This window comes from Shewanella sp. KJ2020 (assembly GCF_024197625.1).
Classification (GTDB): Bacteria; Pseudomonadota; Gammaproteobacteria; order Enterobacterales; family Shewanellaceae; genus Shewanella.
Genome location: NZ_JAKUKD010000032.1, coordinates 128120 through 147324 on the forward strand (window position 1 = coordinate 128120; position 19205 = coordinate 147324).

General features: G+C 41.4%; 20 protein-coding genes and 1 tRNA gene. 3 read left to right on the forward strand and 18 right to left on the reverse strand.

Going from position 1 to position 19205, the window contains the following annotated elements; translation table 11 throughout:
• Positions 1–50 precede the first annotated feature (50 nt).
• The 15 genes from MJO46_RS18475 to MJO46_RS18545 all read right to left on the reverse strand — a co-directional run bounded on the left by MJO46_RS18475 (position 51) and on the right by MJO46_RS18545 (position 15020).
• Entirely contained in the window at positions 51–2474 is a 2424-nt protein-coding gene (locus MJO46_RS18475) for a 6-hydroxymethylpterin diphosphokinase MptE-like protein (protein ID WP_253990586.1), read from the reverse strand.
• Between the two features lie 193 nt (positions 2475–2667).
• On the reverse strand, positions 2668–3207 hold the full coding sequence (locus MJO46_RS18480; RefSeq protein WP_253990587.1) for a DapH/DapD/GlmU-related protein: 540 nt from the start codon (positions 3205–3207) through the stop codon (positions 2668–2670).
• 3 nt (positions 3208–3210) lie between these two features.
• Entirely contained in the window at positions 3211–3969 is a 759-nt protein-coding gene (locus MJO46_RS18485) for an oxidoreductase (RefSeq protein ID WP_253990588.1), read from the reverse strand.
• Positions 3963–4661 carry an acylneuraminate cytidylyltransferase family protein gene (locus tag MJO46_RS18490; RefSeq protein ID WP_253990589.1) on the reverse strand — a complete coding sequence of 233 codons (699 nt, stop codon included), beginning with the start codon at positions 4659–4661 and terminating at the stop codon, positions 3963–3965. Before MJO46_RS18490 ends, MJO46_RS18485 begins: the two co-directional genes overlap by 7 nt.
• Positions 4658–5638, reverse strand: coding sequence for a Gfo/Idh/MocA family protein (locus tag MJO46_RS18495; RefSeq protein WP_253990590.1), 981 nt, complete (start codon positions 5636–5638; stop codon positions 4658–4660). The genes MJO46_RS18490 and MJO46_RS18495 overlap by 4 nt, the downstream gene beginning before the upstream one ends.
• The gene (locus MJO46_RS18500; protein ID WP_253990591.1) at positions 5635–6693 is read right to left on the reverse strand and encodes a nucleotidyltransferase family protein; all 1059 of its coding nucleotides are present in this window, start codon (positions 6691–6693) and stop codon (positions 5635–5637) included. Before MJO46_RS18500 ends, MJO46_RS18495 begins: the two co-directional genes overlap by 4 nt.
• Position 6694: 1 nt before the next feature.
• Entirely contained in the window at positions 6695–7333 is a 639-nt protein-coding gene (locus tag MJO46_RS18505) for an acetyltransferase (protein ID WP_253990592.1), read from the reverse strand.
• Complete coding sequence (gene neuB / locus MJO46_RS18510; RefSeq protein WP_253990593.1) at positions 7326–8399, reverse strand: N-acetylneuraminate synthase; 1074 nt, start codon at positions 8397–8399, stop codon at positions 7326–7328. The genes MJO46_RS18505 and neuB overlap by 8 nt, the downstream gene beginning before the upstream one ends.
• Positions 8400–8406: 7 nt before the next feature.
• Positions 8407–9564 (reverse strand): UDP-N-acetylglucosamine 2-epimerase, encoded by a 1158-nt coding sequence (gene neuC / locus MJO46_RS18515; RefSeq protein WP_253990594.1) that lies wholly within the window; start codon positions 9562–9564, stop codon positions 8407–8409.
• Entirely contained in the window at positions 9557–10714 is a 1158-nt protein-coding gene (locus MJO46_RS18520; protein WP_253990595.1) for a LegC family aminotransferase, read from the reverse strand. The genes neuC and MJO46_RS18520 overlap by 8 nt, the downstream gene beginning before the upstream one ends.
• Positions 10715–10743: 29 nt before the next feature.
• The gene (locus MJO46_RS18525; protein ID WP_253990596.1) at positions 10744–11934 is read right to left on the reverse strand and encodes a UDP-N-acetylglucosamine 4,6-dehydratase; all 1191 of its coding nucleotides are present in this window, start codon (positions 11932–11934) and stop codon (positions 10744–10746) included.
• Between the two features lie 173 nt (positions 11935–12107).
• The gene (locus MJO46_RS18530; protein ID WP_253990597.1) at positions 12108–12377 is read right to left on the reverse strand and encodes a hypothetical protein; all 270 of its coding nucleotides are present in this window, start codon (positions 12375–12377) and stop codon (positions 12108–12110) included.
• Positions 12374–13672 (reverse strand): motility associated factor glycosyltransferase family protein, encoded by a 1299-nt coding sequence (locus tag MJO46_RS18535; protein ID WP_253990598.1) that lies wholly within the window; start codon positions 13670–13672, stop codon positions 12374–12376. Before MJO46_RS18535 ends, MJO46_RS18530 begins: the two co-directional genes overlap by 4 nt.
• Before the next feature lie 50 nt (positions 13673–13722).
• Positions 13723–13798 (reverse strand) — tRNA-Arg (locus MJO46_RS18540).
• A gap of 55 nt (positions 13799–13853) precedes the next feature.
• Positions 13854–15020 (reverse strand): flagellar assembly protein FlgT, encoded by a 1167-nt coding sequence (locus tag MJO46_RS18545; RefSeq protein ID WP_253990599.1) that lies wholly within the window; start codon positions 15018–15020, stop codon positions 13854–13856.
• 286 nt (positions 15021–15306) lie between these two features.
• On the opposite strand from MJO46_RS18545, the gene MJO46_RS18550 reads away from it, so the two are divergent.
• The gene (locus MJO46_RS18550) at positions 15307–15939 is read left to right on the forward strand and encodes a FlgO family outer membrane protein (protein WP_253990751.1); all 633 of its coding nucleotides are present in this window, start codon (positions 15307–15309) and stop codon (positions 15937–15939) included.
• Positions 15936–16385 carry an LPP20 family lipoprotein gene (locus MJO46_RS18555; protein ID WP_253990600.1) on the forward strand — a complete coding sequence of 150 codons (450 nt, stop codon included), beginning with the start codon at positions 15936–15938 and terminating at the stop codon, positions 16383–16385. The genes MJO46_RS18550 and MJO46_RS18555 overlap by 4 nt, the downstream gene beginning before the upstream one ends.
• Before the next feature lie 154 nt (positions 16386–16539).
• Here the strand turns inward: MJO46_RS18555 and MJO46_RS18560 are convergent, their stop codons facing one another.
• From MJO46_RS18560 to flgA, 3 genes are all read right to left on the reverse strand, one after another.
• Positions 16540–16965: a flagella synthesis protein FlgN gene (locus tag MJO46_RS18560; protein WP_198780543.1), complete on the reverse strand. Its 426-nt coding sequence runs from the start codon at positions 16963–16965 to the stop codon at positions 16540–16542.
• Positions 16966–16967: 2 nt separating this feature from the next.
• Entirely contained in the window at positions 16968–17291 is a 324-nt protein-coding gene (flgM, locus tag MJO46_RS18565; RefSeq protein WP_198780542.1) for a flagellar biosynthesis anti-sigma factor FlgM, read from the reverse strand.
• 75 nt (positions 17292–17366) lie between these two features.
• A complete protein-coding gene (gene flgA, locus MJO46_RS18570) occupies positions 17367–18074 on the reverse strand; it encodes a flagellar basal body P-ring formation chaperone FlgA (protein WP_253990601.1) in 708 nt (235 codons plus the stop codon).
• A gap of 205 nt (positions 18075–18279) precedes the next feature.
• Between flgA and MJO46_RS18575 the strand changes: the two genes are divergently transcribed.
• Positions 18280–19200 (forward strand): chemotaxis protein CheV, encoded by a 921-nt coding sequence (locus tag MJO46_RS18575; RefSeq protein WP_253990602.1) that lies wholly within the window; start codon positions 18280–18282, stop codon positions 19198–19200.
• Positions 19201–19205: the final 5 nt, after the last annotated feature.

A 19205-nucleotide genomic window follows, 5' to 3' on the forward strand; every position in this document is an offset into this window, starting at 1 on the left:
AAAGCCAGAGTAAATCTGGCTTTTTAGCAAAATGCTCTCTATTTCAATGCTTAAATATGAGATTGCAACCAGTTGATATACTCGTGTGCAACCCGATTGTCAGGATCGGCTTGTAACACTTGATTAAATGCGGTTTCAGCATTAGCGAATTGATTAATATCAATCATAAATAATCCGAACTTAATCCATGTGGAGATATCGTTAGGGTATTTTTCTAAATAATCTAAATATAAATTAATAGAATCTTGATGTTTCCCTTGCAGCTTTAATATGTGGGCATATTGAGGAATGTATTCATCAATATTTTCAGCTAATTTCGCTATCGCATACTCAGCAATATCTATTTTCCCTTGTCTTAATGCGAGTAGACTGATCTGTTTTAACTCAATTTCGGATTGTAATTTTTCATCTAATTCGAGTAAAACTAGCAGTGCTTCATTTTCTTTCTGCTCTAAAAGTAGCTGATGACTATATGCAAGATGATAAAGACGCTTAGCGGCTTCATCTTTTTTAGCTAATTCTCTTAGATTTAATGTCATCTTGACCAAGCCAGTATGATCATTGTCTCTAATAAGCACAATAATTTTTTCGAAGACATTATCCATCGAGGCCGACTCTTTGACGTTCTCTATGTATTCCTCAGGTATGACAGTGAGTTGTTCTTGGTATTCATCGCGAACTGATTGTATAAGATGGCGATATTCTTCTAATAATTGAGCATTCTGCTTAAATTTTTGATGCTCTTGCCAATTTGGATGATTTTCTAACCATATATTGATGCGACCATGTTGTTTTTCAGTACGCCAAAATTGTACTAGAGGTTTTAGATCAGCATCTTGAGATAATTCATTAATTCTATTAGTTAATCTTGTCTGACTATCATGAGCTAATTGTATTAATTTCTCTGCGATACTGATAAATGCTTTATAGTAGTTTTCGGTCATCTCTAACACATGTAAAGTATCCCATTCCTCGGTCTTTTTGGTTGTTAGAAAGGCGGAAAACTCTGAAAAACCATAGGTTTTGATTAATTTAACTATGCCAGAGTGACTTTTATTTATTTTTTTATCAATAAAATCAATCTTGTTGAATATTTTCTGTACTGCATTAGGTGATTTTGTTTGATCTTTAAGTTGTTGGCTTAAATCTAAAATATCCTTAGATAAAGTGACAATATTACTAAGTGTAGTGATTAGTCCGTTTATTTCTTTTTTAGAAATAAGATTATCTTGCTTTTTATCTTCCAAACTAAAATAAGGGACCCAGTCAAGTAACTCAAAGGGAGAGGGTTCTTCGGTCTGTAGGTTTATATGTTCTGTATTTATATATTTCATGCCTTTCACTTTAGCGGCATTCAGTGACAGATTGATAAACTCAATTTCAGGATTTATATTAGCTTCTACAGCTAAAGCTTCAATAGCCAATTTTAGTTGGGTAACAGTTTCAGCTTTTTCTCCTCCATAGGTATCTATCCATTCACCCATGATCCCCAAATTAGGTCCAAGGGCTGATTCAACAGAATCTTTGGTATGTGTAAAACCTGTGTTGGTAAAACATAAATCAACTCCCGTGAGTAAAATACTTGAAAAACCCATCTTAGTTGCCAGATGAACGGCAGCATTAGTTACTGTTGGTCCTATTGTTTCAATATTTTCTTTATCTTCCAGTTGCCAAGGATATTTATTATCCATGAAAAGGTTTTTCCCTTGCCATTGGCCTAGGAGCCTGGAATTCACATGAAAAGAGTTTACAAATAAACTGGAATTTGCAAGGGGCATCATATCTCTATTGACTTCAAAACTAAAATCATAGGGATCTACTGATACGATAATATGAGGCGTGATCCCAGCTTTATATAATTTACCTGCTATACGTGATACCGCAATGATAAAGAGATATTTAGAGTGAGATCGTATCCAGTCTATGTGATCATCTAATGAAGGACCACCTGCAACGATAAGACAAGTATGCCCGGTGAATCTATTTGCTAATAGGGATGCTGGGAGCACATTTTCAGAAATATTTTTAAATTGTTCTTCAAAGTATTTTTGTTGGGATGAATTTACTCTTTGCTCTAAGTAGCCAGCCTCTAAAATTTTGACAATTTGAGTATTAAGAATACTGTATTCTGGAAGGTGGCTTGATGTCGCGCCTAAGCTTCGATAATGCTTAAAGTGATTTTTAAGTATATAGACTCCATATGTATCAGAGGAGAAATTTTCTTGGAAGTCTTCATAATTATAAATAAATAATTGATTTTCTATTTCTTTGGGGATATCAATGTTGAGGAGATTGAGCACCTCATCTAATTCAACAAAAATAAAAATACTGCCCTTAGGTATGCCTTGTTCAAGAAGGTAGTTTACCAGCAAACCAGAGTCTAATCCGGTAACGACTTGTAACATATCTTCTTTGGCGAAGTCATTTTTGAATTTTTTATTGTATTGAGTTTTTGAATCAATCGATTCAAACATACTCCGATTCACACTTGGGAGATAATACTCATTAAATCGACTGATAGAGAAAGTGTTTTGTATATTGGATTTATGTAAACTCATCAGTTCCTCGTTAAAATCGATTTTTCTATGAAAATTAATATAGTGATAAAATAATATTCTATACTTTTTAGCGACTTAAACAGCCTAATTAATCACTACACTTAACTAATTACTTAATATTTTTAATTATTTTTGCTGGTTGCCCTGCAACAACGACATAGGGCGGCACGTCTTTGGTGACCACAGAGCCCGCTCCTACTACACTATTTGCACCGATTGTTACCCCAGGTAAAATAATAGCATTGGCCCCAATCCATGCACCTCGACAGATAAGTACGGGTTCTACAGGCTTATGTCCCTGAAAGAATATGGCTTGATTCGGATCGGCAAATTCATGGTTAGAGGTATAAATATGTACACCAGAACCAATCAGGACAAAATCTTCGATAGTGATGTTGACTGAGTTACCGCCGTGTTCGGAGCCAAAAAGCATAGTTCCTGGTCTAAGTACGACTTCATCGCCAATACTAATATGATCACAGCAGATAGCATAACTGCCTGGTCTCATTGCACTGTTATGGCCAAATTTTGCAAATTTATTTTGACACAACCATCTACCAAGGCGCTTAGAGTGTAAAAGCAAATGAGTCAGAGGTATATCTGGCCCAATGCGTTTTACTTTTAACCAATAGCAAAGTTTTTTTAGCATAATTTATAATGTGAACCCATCATCAATAGTGATGTTTTGCCCAGTAATATATTGAGATTGTTGTGACAGTAAAAATGTTATTGAACCAACAATATCACTCGGGGCTAGCATTCCATGGCCATTTGTTGAGTCTTGATATGCCTTTAGAAATGGAGCCGGTTGGTTATCAAAAATACCTCCAGGGCTGATACTGTTGATCCTAAAGCGACTATCCTTAATAAATGCCACTACGTATTTACTTAGGTGTAGTAGGGCAGATTTGATAGCGGCATATTCAACTGGCATAGTCATTGGGGTGCCTTCATATAACGAAAATTTTGGTGCTACAACACCATAAATTGATGAAATATTGACTACCGACATGGGGGATTGTTGCCTGACAAATAGGGCTGCACATTGTTGCATAAATAGAAATGAAGAACCTAAATGTAGTGATAGATTCTCATTAAAGCTATCTAGGCTGACCTCTAAAAATGATGTGCCATACTGTGTATTTCGAGGATAGGCACAATTAACCGCGCCAGAAAGTTCATTAAGGCCTGAAAAAAACTGTTTCACCGCGACTTCATCAGTAATGTCTAGTTCAACTAAGGTTAACGAATTATCATAATTCTGAATGAGATCTTGAAACTTATGTCTCATTGCTGAATTTGAACGATCAACCGCTATTACTTTTGCGCCTTGGGCGAGTATAGATGCCGTTACTTGGGAGCCGAGCAAACCTGCGGCACCTGTGATAAGTATTGTTTTTCCAGTTAGCATAACTGTCCTTTGCTGCTTAAAATGGCTTCAGCCAGCTTAAAATCATAAATATCATCGATATCTACTGCTCTCTCTTTAGGCACGATAATATGCGCGACATTACCTGCAAAAAGATTGTTGACTCTCTGAATGTAGCTTGGTTTTGCCACATAAACAACAGTAGTAATATCATAAACTTGTGGGGCATCTTGCCGCCGATATACTTCAGTTGAAGGCGCATTGACCAATTCCACATTACCGGATGCTGTTTCTTTTACCATATTAAAGTATGGGCTACGATTTGCCGGAGTGGTGGAGATACAAATATCAGCCTTACAACTATTAAGCTTATTCATCGCAGATTCGACATCTTCCACACTTCGTAATGGACTTGTTGCGGGTAAACTGATGAATTGCTCAAATTCGCCATATTTATGGTTTACCCAGTCGATTGCGTGCTGCCAAGAAAGCCATTCTGGTGACTTGTCTGTGGCTAAATGTGCCGGTCTGGGTATGATCTCCGCCCCTGCGGCTAAACCAATAGTCGCAATTTGCTCATTGTCGGTTGAGACAAAAACTTTATCAATTTTCGCTGTTTGCAGTGCGGTTTCAATGGAATAAACAATAAGGGGTTTACCGAGTAAGTCTTTAATGTTTTTTCCTGGAAGTCCTTTTGAGCCCCCGCGGGCGAAAATAAAGGCGTATCGTGTCATTGAGTGACTCCCCACTCTGCCTGTTGCTTAATTTTTGCGATTAGGCGAATTGTTTGATGTGCGTCTATTAGAGAAGTATTTGCATGTTGTTTATGCTGAATATGGGATACAAATTCTGTCACCATATTGAGGTACATTTGGTTTTTGTTCCATTCAGGTTGTGAATATAGAACCTGAGTACCGTCTGAACTGTAGTGGCGGATTGTATTGGCGACTAAATCCCAATGTAATCTGCCTTTAGATCCGATAAAAGTGCACTCTCGTTGAGCTTGTTTCTGAATGAAATCCATATGGATGTAGCAAACAGTGCCCTGCTGACTGGTTAAAATGAGATCTGCAATTTCTTCCACTTCCAATGTGAGCTCATTTGTCGTTCTTAGCTGTGCGTAGTTGAGTTTTAATGGACCTAATAACCAATGCAAATAATCCAACTCATGACTTAATTCTAATAGGGCACCGCCACCAAGGGATTTTTGGGCAGAGACTGACTCAGAATAATGTTTATTCGGGCGCCAGTCCGGCAAATATTGTCCTACAACTGCGGAGCAGTTATATACTTTGCCAATAATCTCTTCAAATAATAGTTGTTTGATAACGATTGCAGAACTGAGATATCGCAGACAATACCCCACCATAACTAGACTGTTGTGACTTTGAGCAAGGGTTAAAATACGCTCCGCACTTTCTGGTTCTGCGGCTAATGGCTTTTCTATCAATACGGGAATATTGTATGTCATTAACGTCGTGGCATGGATTTCATGCAACGAAGCCGGGGAGGCGACAATCACCAGTTCTGGTTTGTAGTCGATTAGCTCGTTTATATTAGAGAGTACAAGATCAGCAAATTCTATTGGCTGATTTGCGACTCTGCCACTTGCAGAAAGCGCAATAATATTCGCTTGTGGGTACAGTGTTTTTAGGTTTTGTCTATGACGTTTGGCTATGTTACCCAGTCCAATCACAGCGAGTGTATTCATTGTTCAAAACCGATAGCACAAATATCAATTTGGGCTTGTTTGAAGTCATCCATACGCCCTATATCGAGCCAATACTCATGGATAGGAAACATAAGAACTTGTCCACCATCTGCGATTTTTTGTTCTAGCAGTGTTGGCATATCAATATGAGTGTTAGCGGGGACGCTTTTTATAATATCTTGGTTTATAACATAAATGCCGGCATTAACAAAAAATCGTTGCACGGGTTTCTCAACCATTTCTGTAATACGATTTCCTGTGCCACTAATCACACCATAGGGGATTTGGTAGTCATATTCTCGAACACACATAGTTGCATCGGCATTATTGTCGTCATGAAATTTAAGTAAGTGTTGAAAATCGACTTTAGTTAAAATATCACCGTTCATTACAATGGTGGGTAATGGTGAAAGGTCTTTTGGAAGCAGGCCGACGGCTCCACCTGTGCCTAATGGTGTCGTTTCATGGACGTAGTTGATGTTTACATTCCACCGACTACCATCTCCAAAGTAGGATGCAATTTGTTCTGGCATATAGTGGGTAGAAATATAAAAATTAGTAAAACCAGCTTGAATAAAATTAAAGAGCGCAATCTCTAGCAAGGGGCGATTGCCAACCTTAAGCATAGGCTTGGGGCATTTATCAGTTAAGGGCTTTAGACGTGTTCCAAAGCCTCCCGCCATGATAAGCACTGGATTTTCATAATGCGCTTTTTGTTGTGCACTTTTTAAGGTCTCTAATCCTACAAGAATATGATCTTTAACGAGCGGAATAGATAGAACACTGTACTGTTGCATTAATTGCAGCAGTTTCTTTTTTGAGGTGCTAGGGGAAGCGGTCTTAGGATTGGTGTTCATCACTTCAGTCACAAGGGCGTCAAGTGATAGGTTATTGAGTAAACCTCTTCGAATATCACCGTCGGTGATGATGCCTAATAAACGTTCATTTTCATCAGTCACTAATGCAACTTGAAGCGCTTGTGAGTTAATCAGTTGTAAGGCATCACGAAGTGTTTTGTCAGGTGATATTGTCACTTTACTCAATATTGGGTTCATATTATGACCTTTCCTTTATATTACTGCGGTATCCATAAGTTATCGAATTATCGGGCATATCTTTAGTCACTGTGGCTCCTGCCGCGATAATGCAATTTTTACCTATTGAGATACCTTGTATCACATTGGCACCCGTAGCAATATGAGTGCGTTCGCCTATATGAACTCCGCCACAAATAATTGCACCTGGGGCGATATGGCAGTCATTGTCAATATCACAATCGTGTTCAATGATTGCGCCTGAATTAATTATTGTACCTCTGCCAATGCTTGCACCCGTTTGTATGATAGACCCAGTTAAAATTTGTGCGCCAGCGCCAATAGTGGCATATGACGATAACATCGCATGCTTAGATATTACGGATTCAAATTCATAATTAAGCTGAGTAAAGTGAGCAAATAGTTTATGGCGTAAATGTTGCCCTGGTAAGGAGCCTAAACCATTGACTAATCTAACCTTATCACAAGGGAATTGCAAAATATCATCATCAGAATCAAAGTGTTGTATATCGCTAAAGAGCGGACTACGGCCTTTGCTAGGGCTAATCACAGCTAACAAAGTGTAACCTTGTTGCAGTAAGATTTCTGTTAGTACACTGGCATGTCCGCCAGAGCCAAGCATTATGATAGGTTTAGTCATGGATCACCTCACCTGACTGGTAATCTCGCTCTGCACATGTGTTAAGTTTTTGCCAATATTTGTATGGGCTTGTGCCCGTTCCTGGGCGTTTGACCGCAAGATTGTTGACTGAAAATTGCTCGCCCTTTTTTATGTTTGTCGTAGTCACTAAGCTTTTTCTTGCAAGGGTTAGATTTGTCAGTTCGGCGGGCTGAGGCGTTTTTATACCATTACCCATTGCCCGCTCAACGGTGCGAATCGCAGTCACCATCTCCTTAAGCTCATGGGGTTCTAGTGAGGCCTTATGATCTGGACCTGGTAATTCCTTATCTAACGTAAAGTGTTTTTCAATAATGCACGCGCCCCGTGCTGCGGCCGCAATAGGAATAGTGATCCCTTGACTATGGTCTGAATACCCGACAGGTAAAGAGAAGGCCGAAGCTAAAGTGTCCATAGCCTTAAGATTGATTTGATCAAAGGGAGCCGGATACTCAGTTGTGCAATGCAGTAAGGTTAACTTTGCTTGTAATGCCTGCTGACCTTGGGGCGAGGCATAGGCGGCTTGGAAAGCTTGGAGATCCGGGGGCGTGTTGAGGGGGGATGTTAGGCCAAACGCAATGACCCCCAATGCCGCTTCAACTTCAGCTAAGGTTGACATGCCCGTGGATAAAATAAGATCACAGCCAGTACGGGCATGCTCAAGTAAAAAAGGGGCATTGGTGATTTCTCCCGATGCTATTTTGAGCGTCTTGAGTTGCAGAGTATCGACAAGAAATGCCAAGCTTTCAGAATCAAATGCGGTAGATAAAAACTGGATCCCCAGTTTTTGACAATAGCGGATCAAATGCTGATGAGTTTCAAAACTCAGCTCTAAGCGACTTAACATCGCAAGTTGCGGCTCTATTTTTTGGGTATTCGCGACCTGATAAGCGGCTTGTTGTGCGCTTTCGGTCACTAAGTTTTTAGCATTAAACGTTTGAAATTTTACTGCATCAGCCCCTGCTTTATGGGCAGCATCAATCAGCTCAATTGCTAATGCTTCGTTACCATTATGATTGACTCCCGCCTCAGCAATAATTAGCGTCATAATATTTTTATACCTTAAGATCATAAAAAGATTTGGTGGGTTTTAGGGGCGTAGTTGTCAATAGCTTAACAATGAATTGGCTCGCCTGGCCCTGTCCATATGGGTTAGCAACTGGGGTCAATTGCAGTTGTGGTAAGAGTAAAATAGCCTTATTTATCGCCGTTGTAATAGATAATGAGTCGGGTTGACAATGAATAACGCTTTGGGCTGCAAGGCGGCCTTGTTGTCTGGTACCAATATTGACGGTCGGGACATTAAATGAGGGGACCTCAATAATGCCGCTTGAAGAGTTTCCTATCACTGCGGTGGCATATTTCACACAGCTTAAATATCTGACTTGACCTAAAGACGCTATTGCTAACACTTTCCCCTTAGATTGCCGTGCATAGTCCTGAATCAAGCTGATTATCTCCCTGCTGCCATTGTCGGAATTGGGATAGGTGATAATCACATTATGCTGGGGAAACTGTTCTAGGCTCGTTAGTAGGGCATTGAATGTCTCAATAGCGGGTTCATCAGCCAGCGTAACTGGATGATAAGTGACTAAAAAATATGGATGGTTTAAATCAAAATTCAAATCGGATGATAATTGTTCAGGCGTCATTAATGTACTGCGACGAATGTGATCTAAGCCAATAGCGCCAACATTGTAGACACTGTTTGGCATTTCACCCATCTGGATAACGCGTTGCTTGTAGGTTTCTGTTGCCGTGCAGTGGATATGGCTGAGTTTGGTTATTGCATGTCGAAACGCATCATCATAGGCACCTTCTGTGATCTCGCCACCGTGTATGTGCAATAGGGGGATTTTTAGGATTGCTGCAGTTTGGGCGATGGCAAGCGCTTCAGATCTGTCACCTAGTATCACCAACACATCGGGTTTGAGCCTATCGAGAGCCTCGGCGTAGCCAATAATTCCAAGTCCTACACTTTTGGCTATGCCCACCGCTGAATTGGATGACAACAACATTTCGACTTTTTCATCAATGGAAAATCCATCTCTTTCAATTTGCTCAAAGGTATTGCCAAATTCTGGCGATAAGTGGCTACCAGAGACGATTAGTTGTAGAGTCAGCGTTGGATTATCTTGGATATCTTTAAGTAGCCAATATAGGAGTCCGTAATCTGCTCTGGTTCCGGTGAACACCGCAATTTTTTTATGCATGATGAGACCCTAACGCAATTGGAGTACTTGGAAGATTAATGAGACGGGATTCAAGCATTTCAGCATTGTCCATTGGGCCACGCATTGCATCTTTAAACATCGGCAGTTTATGCATTAATTTCCATACTGGTCGGGTCATCACACCCGCATCATTAGTCGCCTTTAATATTTCATCACGACGGCGTAAATCTGGGCAAATAATTGCGTTAAGCCAATAATTAGACTTGGCATAATCGGGTTCATTCACAAATTGCCATTCGGTGTTGCTAAAGAAATCTTGGTAGTGTTGTGCCAGTGCTCGTTTTTGCTCAATAAAGAGAGGTAAGCTTTCCATTTGGGCGCAGCCAAGGGCCGCATTTAGATTGGGCATTCGATAATTGAACCCCGCCTCATCATGGTAAAACTCATATGGGTGGGGCACCTTCGCGGTTGTTGTAATGTGTTTTGCTCGCTCGCCACTGATTTTATTGCGGGCTAATAACATACCTCCGCCGCCAGTGGTGATGATTTTATTGCCATTAAAACTCAGGGCGCCAAAATCCCCCATAGTACCTGTGTGTGTTCCCTTATAGTAAGAGCCTAAACTTTCTGCCGCATCTTCAATTAAGACCAGATTCCACTGTTGGCAAATCTGAAGTAATTCATCCAGTTGTGCTGGATGGCCAAAAGTATGCATCGGCAATAGCGCTTTTATTGTTTGGCCAGTTTTTTTATGGATGCATTTTCCGTGTTCATCGATAATGCCATTTTCGGCTAAATAAACGGCGACAGCTTGAGGGCATAGACTGAGACTCGTTGTTGAAATATCGATAAAAATGGGTTCAGCACCTAGATGGTATAAGGTATTACAGGTCGCCACAAAAGTGAGCGCTTGTGTGATAACGAGATCGCCGCGCTTCACATTAGCCATGTACAGGGCCGTATGCAAAGCACTCGTACCACTAGAGGTCGCAACCGCTTTAGGTGATTTGGTAAAGGTTTCGATTTTGCGCTCGAAATCGTTTACGAATCGGCCAACGCTAGACACAAAAGTGCTAGTAATAGTCTCTGCCACATAAGCTTGCTCATTCCCTGGAAAAGTTGGCGCATGTAAGGGAATAAACTCATTGGTTTGATAAGTGTCGCGAATAAACTCAATCAATGACCACATTAGGTTGCTACCTTTAGAATCTAGCGAATTTACATTTTTTCATCGAGAGACTTTCCCGTTTCCCTATGGGCGAAATCGGGTAACATTAACAAAAAAAGATCCAATAACTGTTTTTTAGTCCATGATTTTTCTAAAAGCATAGCTTGAATACGCTGCTCGAAAAACGCGATTAACTTGGCATCGTACTGGAGCTCATTTTTGATAATGCCCAATTCAGCAAAGCTATCCATGTCCAGAGTCTCTTTTTCAGTGAAAAACTCCTCAAAATCCTTTTCACCTGAGGTATCAGTAACACTGAAATAGCACGGCCATAAGCCTTTGGCTGGTAAAGTAAATGAGAGTTCTCTTGCCTCATCTTCACTGTTACAAATATAGGCTTTATAACCACGAGTTAACAGGTAGCGGGTTGCGATATCGGCAAAGGAGATAAGGTGTTGTGACTCATCGAGCTTGGGAAAGTAAATGTCTCTATTTTCACCGAAAATACATGACATCAAACAAAGCTCCCCAGACTCCTGAGGCGTCAAAAAATAGCGTTTTACATCTGTTGGCGCAACTATGGGTTGTTGTTTCAACATTCGTTGGTTAAAGCTATGCAGTAAAGAACCATCGGAAAAGGCAACATTGGCAAACCGTGCAGTAGAAATAGCCAACTGTTCACTGCCGCGCATCAAAAACATTTCCATGATACGTTTTGATGCCCCCATCATATTCACAGGGTTCGCCGCTTTATCGGTAGAAACACAAAAATATTTTTTAACACCATTGGCAATCGATTGCTTAATCGTTTTGTCAGTATTAAGAATATTGACGTTAATCATGCGCATCAAGGTGAAGGGGTCTTTCTCGCTTCTCACATGCTTAAGTGCAGAGAGATTAAGGACATAATCATACTGGCCATCGCTAGCGATGAAAGCTTCGTATTCAATGGAGTCGACATCAAGGGCAAACGTTTGAAAGTCACCCGCAATATAGCCAAAGGAGCTACGTATATCCCTGACCAGCTCGGCTAAGTTATTCTCACTGAGATCGACAACATGCAACTTGAGCGGAGAGCGTTTAAAGATTTCTTTAACAACCGCTTGACCAATAGAGCCAGCGCCACCGATAACGAGAAAACGTGAGCGATTGACCTCTTGATTTAACAAGGGATTATGATGGCTGATGTCTGATACGAAAAGTGCGCTCTCCCTTCCTATCAATTTCAAAATGTCCGTCATTGGGGATCCTATTGGTGTTGGATATGCTTATGCCACATTGAGCCAGAAAATCTAAGTTACTATACAAAGAACTAAATTTTATCTTATTTTTGTATTCAGATGATGAATCTAGTTCGACTTACGGCATAAAATAAATGCAAAAAATGGACCAGATTACTATAAGTGCGGTGTGATTATTGTTTAAAAGACGCTTTTAAAAGCAGAGGTAAGTCATATTCAAGACTGTCAGCCAAAGCAAGCCAGTCGTGGCGTTCTTGTTCTGCAAGCATCTCACGAAATAATTGTGCAACAGCCACTGCATTTGTTAGTTCCGGCAGCAGGGGGGTAAGCTGGTCTATACAATGAGCAAAATCATGTGAACCATCGGCTTCATAGCCTAATCGAAACTTACTAGCAGTAGATATTAATTTCATGGTGAGTATGTCAATTGGTTTATTATTCATGACTTACACTCCTGATATGGAGCGCCATTAATGGTGGCGCCATCTAAGCTTGCATTATAAAATTTCACATGTGGTTTAGAATAAATATAATTTTCTAATGCTAGTAAATATCCACGAAAACTAAGATCAGTTGCAACTTTTTCCCCATAACCATTCATTACCCAGTGTTTTTTTGCATGGGCTATAGATATGCCCAACTCACCGTCTTGCCAGAAGGCGTGAGTCTTATTATGCGGATAACTAAAATCGCAACCGAATAAGATAATAGTTTGACTTTTTAGGTGTACCGCTAAATCTATGGCAGGGTGAATTACGCTGCCATTAGTAAATAAGCGTAATTTAGGAGCTAGTTGGTATAACTCATCATAGACTTGACTCAGCGAATAGGCGGCAAAACGTTGTCCAGGCCACCATTGCAATACATCCTGTCGTGACTTGGGGAAATAGACTAGTTTCACACTGGTGGGGATGTTGTCTGGTAATAGCTGTCGTGATATATGTTGATCTAGACTAACAACAATATCAGGGATAATATTTTCATTGAGTAACGCTTTTAATGCGGTGTCAACACTAATCATTAGTGGCCTAGTCGACTCTGGTAACGCCCGTTGCACCCTCAGATAAGTGTAATGTTGCTCTAATGTTGGGCCTGTAGCTATAACTAAGGTCTTATTAGGCTGGTAGTAGGAACTTAAATCGGCAGCATCACTGTCTTTTTTTATTGTAGCAAGATTTTCTATCATCCGTTGCTTAAGCTTAGCATCAACATTGTTATGCTTTTTATTGGCATAGGTAATGTTATTATTAAATGCGAGTAAGTCACGCAGCCTAGCATTTTCATCACTGCTCAGTAATAATTCAGGTGTAATCGCGATATAGTGTTGCGGTAATCGGTTTTGTTGAGGCTGATATTCCAGTTCTAGGCGTTGATCGCTTAACCATTCTCTTTGATCGGTGTAAGTCAATAATAGGGCAAACAGATTCACGTTAAGCAGACATATGTTAATGCGTTTTATAGTAGAGTTTTGTACGAGAATTGTGGGTACATCACCCATACCGACGCCATAAACCGTGGCCCTGCTATAATTTCTTGGCAATTGACCAATTAAAAGCTGTGCTTCTGCAATACGGTTATGACGACTACTTAACTGGATACCATTAACGCTAATGGTTTGCTCACGACCTTGCACTAAATGGGCATTTAAATCTGAGACTGAAGCAGTTTTGAGTATCTGACTTAGTAATGGCCAACGTCTGTGTATAACTTCTAAATTGTCATCAAAAAGTACAGTCATTAACGGTATCCTTGAAAGTATTTTTAAATTATCAAGAGAAGCCTGCGAACTGGTCTCTCCACAGGGACTCGAACCCCGATCGGCCGCTTAGGAGGCGGCTGCTCTATCCTGTTGAGCTATGAAGAGACGATAGTGATTATACTGGTTTTATCTCTGATTAAAAGGCTTATGATTTAATTGGTTAAATCTTAAGCGCGATGTCGTTTATCTGTACATTATAAGCCGCATTTTGGTCTACGAGTACGGCGGTGGCGCTTTCTTCGCTCACTTGTTCAATTTTTACTGTAGCGCGGCTTTTTGTTGCTATGGCGCGCATTTCATTGAGCCTGTCGGGTAAATTTTGCTGTAAAACGATCTGGAACTTATCCCCGACACGAATACCGTGTTTGCGGCCTAAGTTTATGATGATCCTATCGGCTTGGTGGCTGACAACTTGACCGAGTAGCGGTCGGCAATTGAGTGTGTTGTCTAGATCTCGAGTTGTCTCTTGCATTAACTGGTTGATATTCCTACCATAGGCCGAGCGCCAGAATTTATCGCTGTTAGGGGAGACTATGGCTTGCTCTTCAAATTCCCAGGGGGCCGAAGTGCTATAGGTTTTGCTCCAGACAGTTTCTCCACTGATCCCGTGGTAGAGGGCGAGTTTAAATTGGAACTGCCTCTGCGGGACTTCATCCCACCATCCCATAAAGGTCGATTTTACTGACTCTGTTGAAATATCAATAACTTGTGGCAATAAAATATATTGGCTGTCGGTGATCTCACTCAACCAGCTTGGTAGTCGATAACCGCGGACGTCGGTTAATTCTTGGTCGATATCGAGTCTTTCTGTGGCATGCAAGTGGGTAAAACTGGTGGAGGAATAGCCATCGATGCTATTGGCGAGTTTTTCGGAGATAGCTTCTTCAAATCCTGACAGTTGCCCATATCTTAGCTGTGCTCGATCTTTCATTTGCGCCTGCGGGATGAGGATTGCCGCCTTGAGTTGCCCTGCCGGGCATTGCTGAGACGGATCATCATTTAAATCGAGCCTGAGTGAGACATAGATTTTGTTGCCTTGGATGCGTTCGCTCACTAGCTGAATACTGATGGCCTGTGCATTGCGGTTTATTGCGAAGTTATTCTGTGTCAGGTTACCGTTCGAGGTTTGCTGCTGACTGGAAATTTGAATACCCGTGCTGAGGGTGGCATAGCTTATCGCTTGGTTAATGGCTTCTTCCCTTGCTTGGGCGATATTGCTATTGGTGATTAAGGCTTCGCCACTGGCTTCAACCCATTCTGCTTTTGCAGGCATAGCGAGCAATGCAAGGCTCCACATAATGTACGAAGCGGATCTTAATATGTGCATCGATGAGTCCTTAACGCTGTGTTGCTGTCAATTTTTAGGAAGTCGGTTTACTGACATTTCCTCTTATCTACCGCTAAAAGCAAATTCTGTGCCTTATTCGATGGGAACTTTAGATAAAGTTTTCGCTGTTTTTGTCGATAAAGTGCGTATACATCGACTATTTCAGTGCAATGTTTAGCTTAATGTTCAGATCAACTCTTAGCTTTGGTCTGAAATTTGCAGTTTTTTATGGCATAAACCTGTGAGTCATACCATTGTCGGTATTTTTATAAATGAGGTAGACCCAATGCTAAAGCAAGTGATCATTCCCCTGACATTATTGATGTTAGGTGGATGCGTAACTCAGCCCGTTGCGCCACCGAAACCTAGCTTAGTGGATGGCAATGGTTTACCGCCAACGGCGATGATCAATCATTTATCCCAACGAATAGTTACTGAATTGGTTAAGCAAAATGATGCATTGCGTTCGGATCAGCCCATAGTCGTCGCGACTCCCGTGTTAGTGGGGGATATGAGCAGCACTAATGCTCTGGCGCAGCAGCTACAACAGGGGCTGATGACATCCTTACATCAGTTTCAATTCAATGTGGTGGATTTGAATTTAGGTGATGGACTGCGGGTGACTGCGGATGGGGACTTTATTTTGACGCGGGACTGGCAAAAACTGTCGTCAAATCTTCCCGTGGAGCATCTTCTGGTGTCTACCATGAGCCTCACAACGAATGGCATGGCAATTAATGCGCGTATTGTGAATGTGAGTAATAACCGTGTGGTTTCAACTTCACAGACTTTTGTGACACAAAAAGAACTTGGCAATTATATGCAGCTATCGGAGCAAGTGATCTCGCAGGATGGCATCTTATATCGTCAGGCGAGCCCTGGTATGAATGAAGTGCGTGTGTTAGGAGATGGAAAATGAAACGCTACCTATTACTGGTGATGGTGCTGTTAATCGGCGGCTGTGCAACCCAAGATAAATATGTACAGTGGGAAGATGTTCCGCCGCCCAGTTTCCCTAAGTTGACTGCTATTGGTTATGCGCCATTAGCGACCCAACCTGCGAAGGAACAGTCACAAAAAGTGCTGATGGCGATGCAAGCCTCTAAAATTGTCGCTTATCGTGAATTAGCCGAACAAGTCTACGGTCAAAACATTACTGCCAACAGCAGTGTGAGTGATTGGATGTTGACTGACGATAATGTTAAAGCGTCGGTTTCTGGGCTGATCCGTGGTGCGCGAGTCGTAAAGAGCTATCCGGCAGGTGAGCATTATGTTACTGAATTAGAACTTGATTTTGCTAAGGTATGGCAGTTGTATCAACAACAGAGCCGTCCACAGCGGATTAAAGAAGTGACTTACTTTTAGCAAAACGGTAACGACAGGACGTTAACACTAGCAGGACGTTAACACTAGTACGGTAAATCGAATTCGATAACCAAAGAAAAGCCGCACATCTGTGCGGCTTTTCTTTGGCATTGCCATGGGAATATTTCAAAAAAGCTGGAAAGAAGGGGGCTTATCACGCCTTTAAGTCATTGCCTAAACTCGAAATGGTCGAGGTTTTGCCTTTATCGTTATAGGTGAGGCTAGTGGCATTTCGGCTGGCTTGTAGCGCTTGGGCGAAACGATTTAGGCTCGCTAAATTCATTTCTATCAGACTGGCATTCTGGGCGTTTAATTCTTTGCATTCAGCTAAGGCTTCTTTAATCGCCGCCATTTTATGGGTCAGTTCCCTCTGCTGAGTCAGCAGGGGTTTATCGCTATGTTGGGCGATAAGGTTATCGTTTGCTTGAAGGTCTTTAAGGCAGTTGGATTTTTCAGTGGCAAGCGACAATAGCAAATCGGCGTTTTGGTCAACCAAAGCGCCTTTTTCCTTGAGTATTATTTGCTTAAGAACAGCCAAATGGGCTTGTTGTAAATCAACCAGTTTAGCTATTTCAGTCATAGTTACTCTTTATTAAGGTCATTTAACTCAGCTTCAAAGCTGGCGATATTAGCGGCTAATTTTTCGGGATCGATTTTATAGCGGCCCTCGGCAATGGCTTGTTTAATTTCGGCCACTTTCTTTTGGTCGACTTCAGGTAAGCTTGCCATTTTAGTTTGAGCTCCTTGTAATTGCTGAGCTTGAGCTGTAATGACAACTGAGTCGCTTCTTTGTGGTGGCGAAGATTTAGCTGCCACCTGCGCAGACTGTTCGCTGCTTGTCTTTGTTGTACCTGAACGTACTTGCGAAGTGGTTCCGGTGTTGAGTTTGCTAATATCAATTGCCATGTTAGGCTCCAGCGTCGGGTATACGGGATTTCTTAACTGGGGTATCGGCAGCTTACAGAAAAGCTTTAGCGTATTTTACATTCTAACTTCAACTTCGCCAATGCCTATGACTATAGCATCTAATTCTTTGTTTGAACTGCTATTTTTAACTCTTATTTGGTCACCTTTATTGCCATCCTGCAGGGCTTCGCCCATTGTTTTTAATACTAAAGAACTAGAGCGTGCATAAATAGAGACGGCATCATTCTTACAGACAAAGCAAAGATTATTGGCAAAGATAGGAGAGTTTTTGGCAACTCGGCGCTTAACGCGCACTCCAGAAAGTTGGCTAGGATCATCAAATTGCATTCCACGTAAACTATTTTGATCTACATATTGCACTTCAATTTGACTTGGGTTGATAAGCTCCCCTGGTGCCAAGGTTTGTGTTGCAACGACGACTGGAAATAAAATATCCACGCGAACCGAGATAAATATTTGCCAAGGATAGGCAAGATCCGGCGTATCACAACTGACTTTGACTGTGTTGTTCCGGTTGATTTCACGTTCCGTCGCCATTTCGACTTTAATGGGGGTGTTGCAGACTGACGGCAACATTCGTTCATCAATCGCTTGGGGGGCGATATTCACTTTTGCATTGTCGGGTGGCGATATTTTTTCACGAATAAGGACTTTAGCTAATTCGGATATCGCCGATATGGTAGGCACAGTGGGCTCTGCCGAAGCGGTTATTGGCATTAACGTGGCGATAAGACTCAAAAAACAGACTAAATTTACTTTCATAATGAAGAGACTAGCTTGTAACGCCAGAATGCACCTATACTTTTACCAAGTTCGAAGCTGATGATACCTGTTTAACCTAGGGATCGGTGTCAGAAGTTTGACTCAGGTTCGACCGTATTTATCGATAATAAGATGTAAGCAATTAATATGCCTATACTCAAACGAGTCTTAGGGACGTACATAAACAGAGCAACAAGGCAGAGTTATGTCGAGTATTCTTGATTCAGTCAATAAACGAACCCAGCTCGTTGGTCAAAACCGTTTAGAACTTTTGTTATTTAAGTTGAATGGCCGTCAACGGTTCGGAATTAACGTGTTTAAGGTGAAAGAAGTCTTGCAGTGCCCGCCACTGACCGCTTTGCCTAAACTTAACCCCTATGTTAAAGGCGTCGCTCACATCCGTGGAACCACCATTTCAGTGATCGATTTGAGTGCTGCCACCGGTGGCCGTCCACTCGCCAATACGGAAAATTGTTTTATTATTATTTCGGAATATAACCGCAGTGTTCAGGGTTTTTTGGTCAGTTCGGTTGAGCGCATCATCAACATGAACTGGGAGGCCATCATGCCGCCGCCCCAAGGTGCGGGTCGTTACTCTTATCTAACCGCAGTGACTGAGATAGAGGGCGAACTTGTTGAAATCCTTGATGTAGAAAAGATATTAGATGAAATTTCGCCAGTCAAAACGGCGATCAGTGAGGAATTGAACGAGCAGTTAACCTTAGATAGAACACAACACTATCACATTATGGTTATCGATGATTCGGCTGTTGCCCGTAAGCAAATTATCCGTTCGCTGGAGTCATTGAATCTACAAATCGATACGGCAAAAGATGGCCGCGAAGCTTTGGACAAGTTAAAAGCCATCGCCAGTGAAATGAATAATGTGGCGGATGAGATCCCGCTGATTATTTCAGATATTGAAATGCCCGAAATGGACGGTTACACCTTAACCGCCGAAATTCGAGACGATCCTAAGCTCAAAAATATTAAAGTGGTGCTACATACCTCTTTAAGTGGGGTGTTCAACCAAGCAATGGTGCAGAAAGTGGGTGCCAATGACTTTATTGCAAAATTTAACCCCGATGAGTTAGCTGCGGCAGTGAACAAACACCTAAGTTTGTAAGTGAT

Coding starts and splice junctions, on each gene's coding strand:
- MJO46_RS18475 (WP_253990586.1), bottom strand. CDS start 2,474: ATGTTTGAATCGATTGATTCAAAAACTCAATACAATAAAAAATTCAAA.
- MJO46_RS18480 (WP_253990587.1), bottom strand. CDS start 3,207: ATGCTAAAAAAACTTTGCTATTGGTTAAAAGTAAAACGCATTGGGCCA.
- MJO46_RS18485 (WP_253990588.1), bottom strand. CDS start 3,969: ATGCTAACTGGAAAAACAATACTTATCACAGGTGCCGCAGGTTTGCTC.
- MJO46_RS18490 (WP_253990589.1), bottom strand. CDS start 4,661: ATGACACGATACGCCTTTATTTTCGCCCGCGGGGGCTCAAAAGGACTT.
- MJO46_RS18495 (WP_253990590.1), bottom strand. CDS start 5,638: ATGAATACACTCGCTGTGATTGGACTGGGTAACATAGCCAAACGTCAT.
- MJO46_RS18500 (WP_253990591.1), bottom strand. CDS start 6,693: ATGAACCCAATATTGAGTAAAGTGACAATATCACCTGACAAAACACTT.
- MJO46_RS18505 (WP_253990592.1), bottom strand. CDS start 7,333: ATGACTAAACCTATCATAATGCTTGGCTCTGGCGGACATGCCAGTGTA.
- neuB (WP_253990593.1), bottom strand. CDS start 8,399: ATGACGCTAATTATTGCTGAGGCGGGAGTCAATCATAATGGTAACGAA.
- neuC (WP_253990594.1), bottom strand. CDS start 9,564: ATGCATAAAAAAATTGCGGTGTTCACCGGAACCAGAGCAGATTACGGA.
- MJO46_RS18520 (WP_253990595.1), bottom strand. CDS start 10,714: ATGTGGTCATTGATTGAGTTTATTCGCGACACTTATCAAACCAATGAG.
- MJO46_RS18525 (WP_253990596.1), bottom strand. CDS start 11,934: ATGACGGACATTTTGAAATTGATAGGAAGGGAGAGCGCACTTTTCGTA.
- MJO46_RS18530 (WP_253990597.1), bottom strand. CDS start 12,377: ATGAATAATAAACCAATTGACATACTCACCATGAAATTAATATCTACT.
- MJO46_RS18535 (WP_253990598.1), bottom strand. CDS start 13,672: ATGACTGTACTTTTTGATGACAATTTAGAAGTTATACACAGACGTTGG.
- MJO46_RS18545 (WP_253990599.1), bottom strand. CDS start 15,020: ATGCACATATTAAGATCCGCTTCGTACATTATGTGGAGCCTTGCATTG.
- MJO46_RS18550 (WP_253990751.1), top strand. CDS start 15,307: ATGCTAAAGCAAGTGATCATTCCCCTGACATTATTGATGTTAGGTGGA.
- MJO46_RS18555 (WP_253990600.1), top strand. CDS start 15,936: ATGAAACGCTACCTATTACTGGTGATGGTGCTGTTAATCGGCGGCTGT.
- MJO46_RS18560 (WP_198780543.1), bottom strand. CDS start 16,965: ATGACTGAAATAGCTAAACTGGTTGATTTACAACAAGCCCATTTGGCT.
- flgM (WP_198780542.1), bottom strand. CDS start 17,291: ATGGCAATTGATATTAGCAAACTCAACACCGGAACCACTTCGCAAGTA.
- flgA (WP_253990601.1), bottom strand. CDS start 18,074: ATGAAAGTAAATTTAGTCTGTTTTTTGAGTCTTATCGCCACGTTAATG.
- MJO46_RS18575 (WP_253990602.1), top strand. CDS start 18,280: ATGTCGAGTATTCTTGATTCAGTCAATAAACGAACCCAGCTCGTTGGT.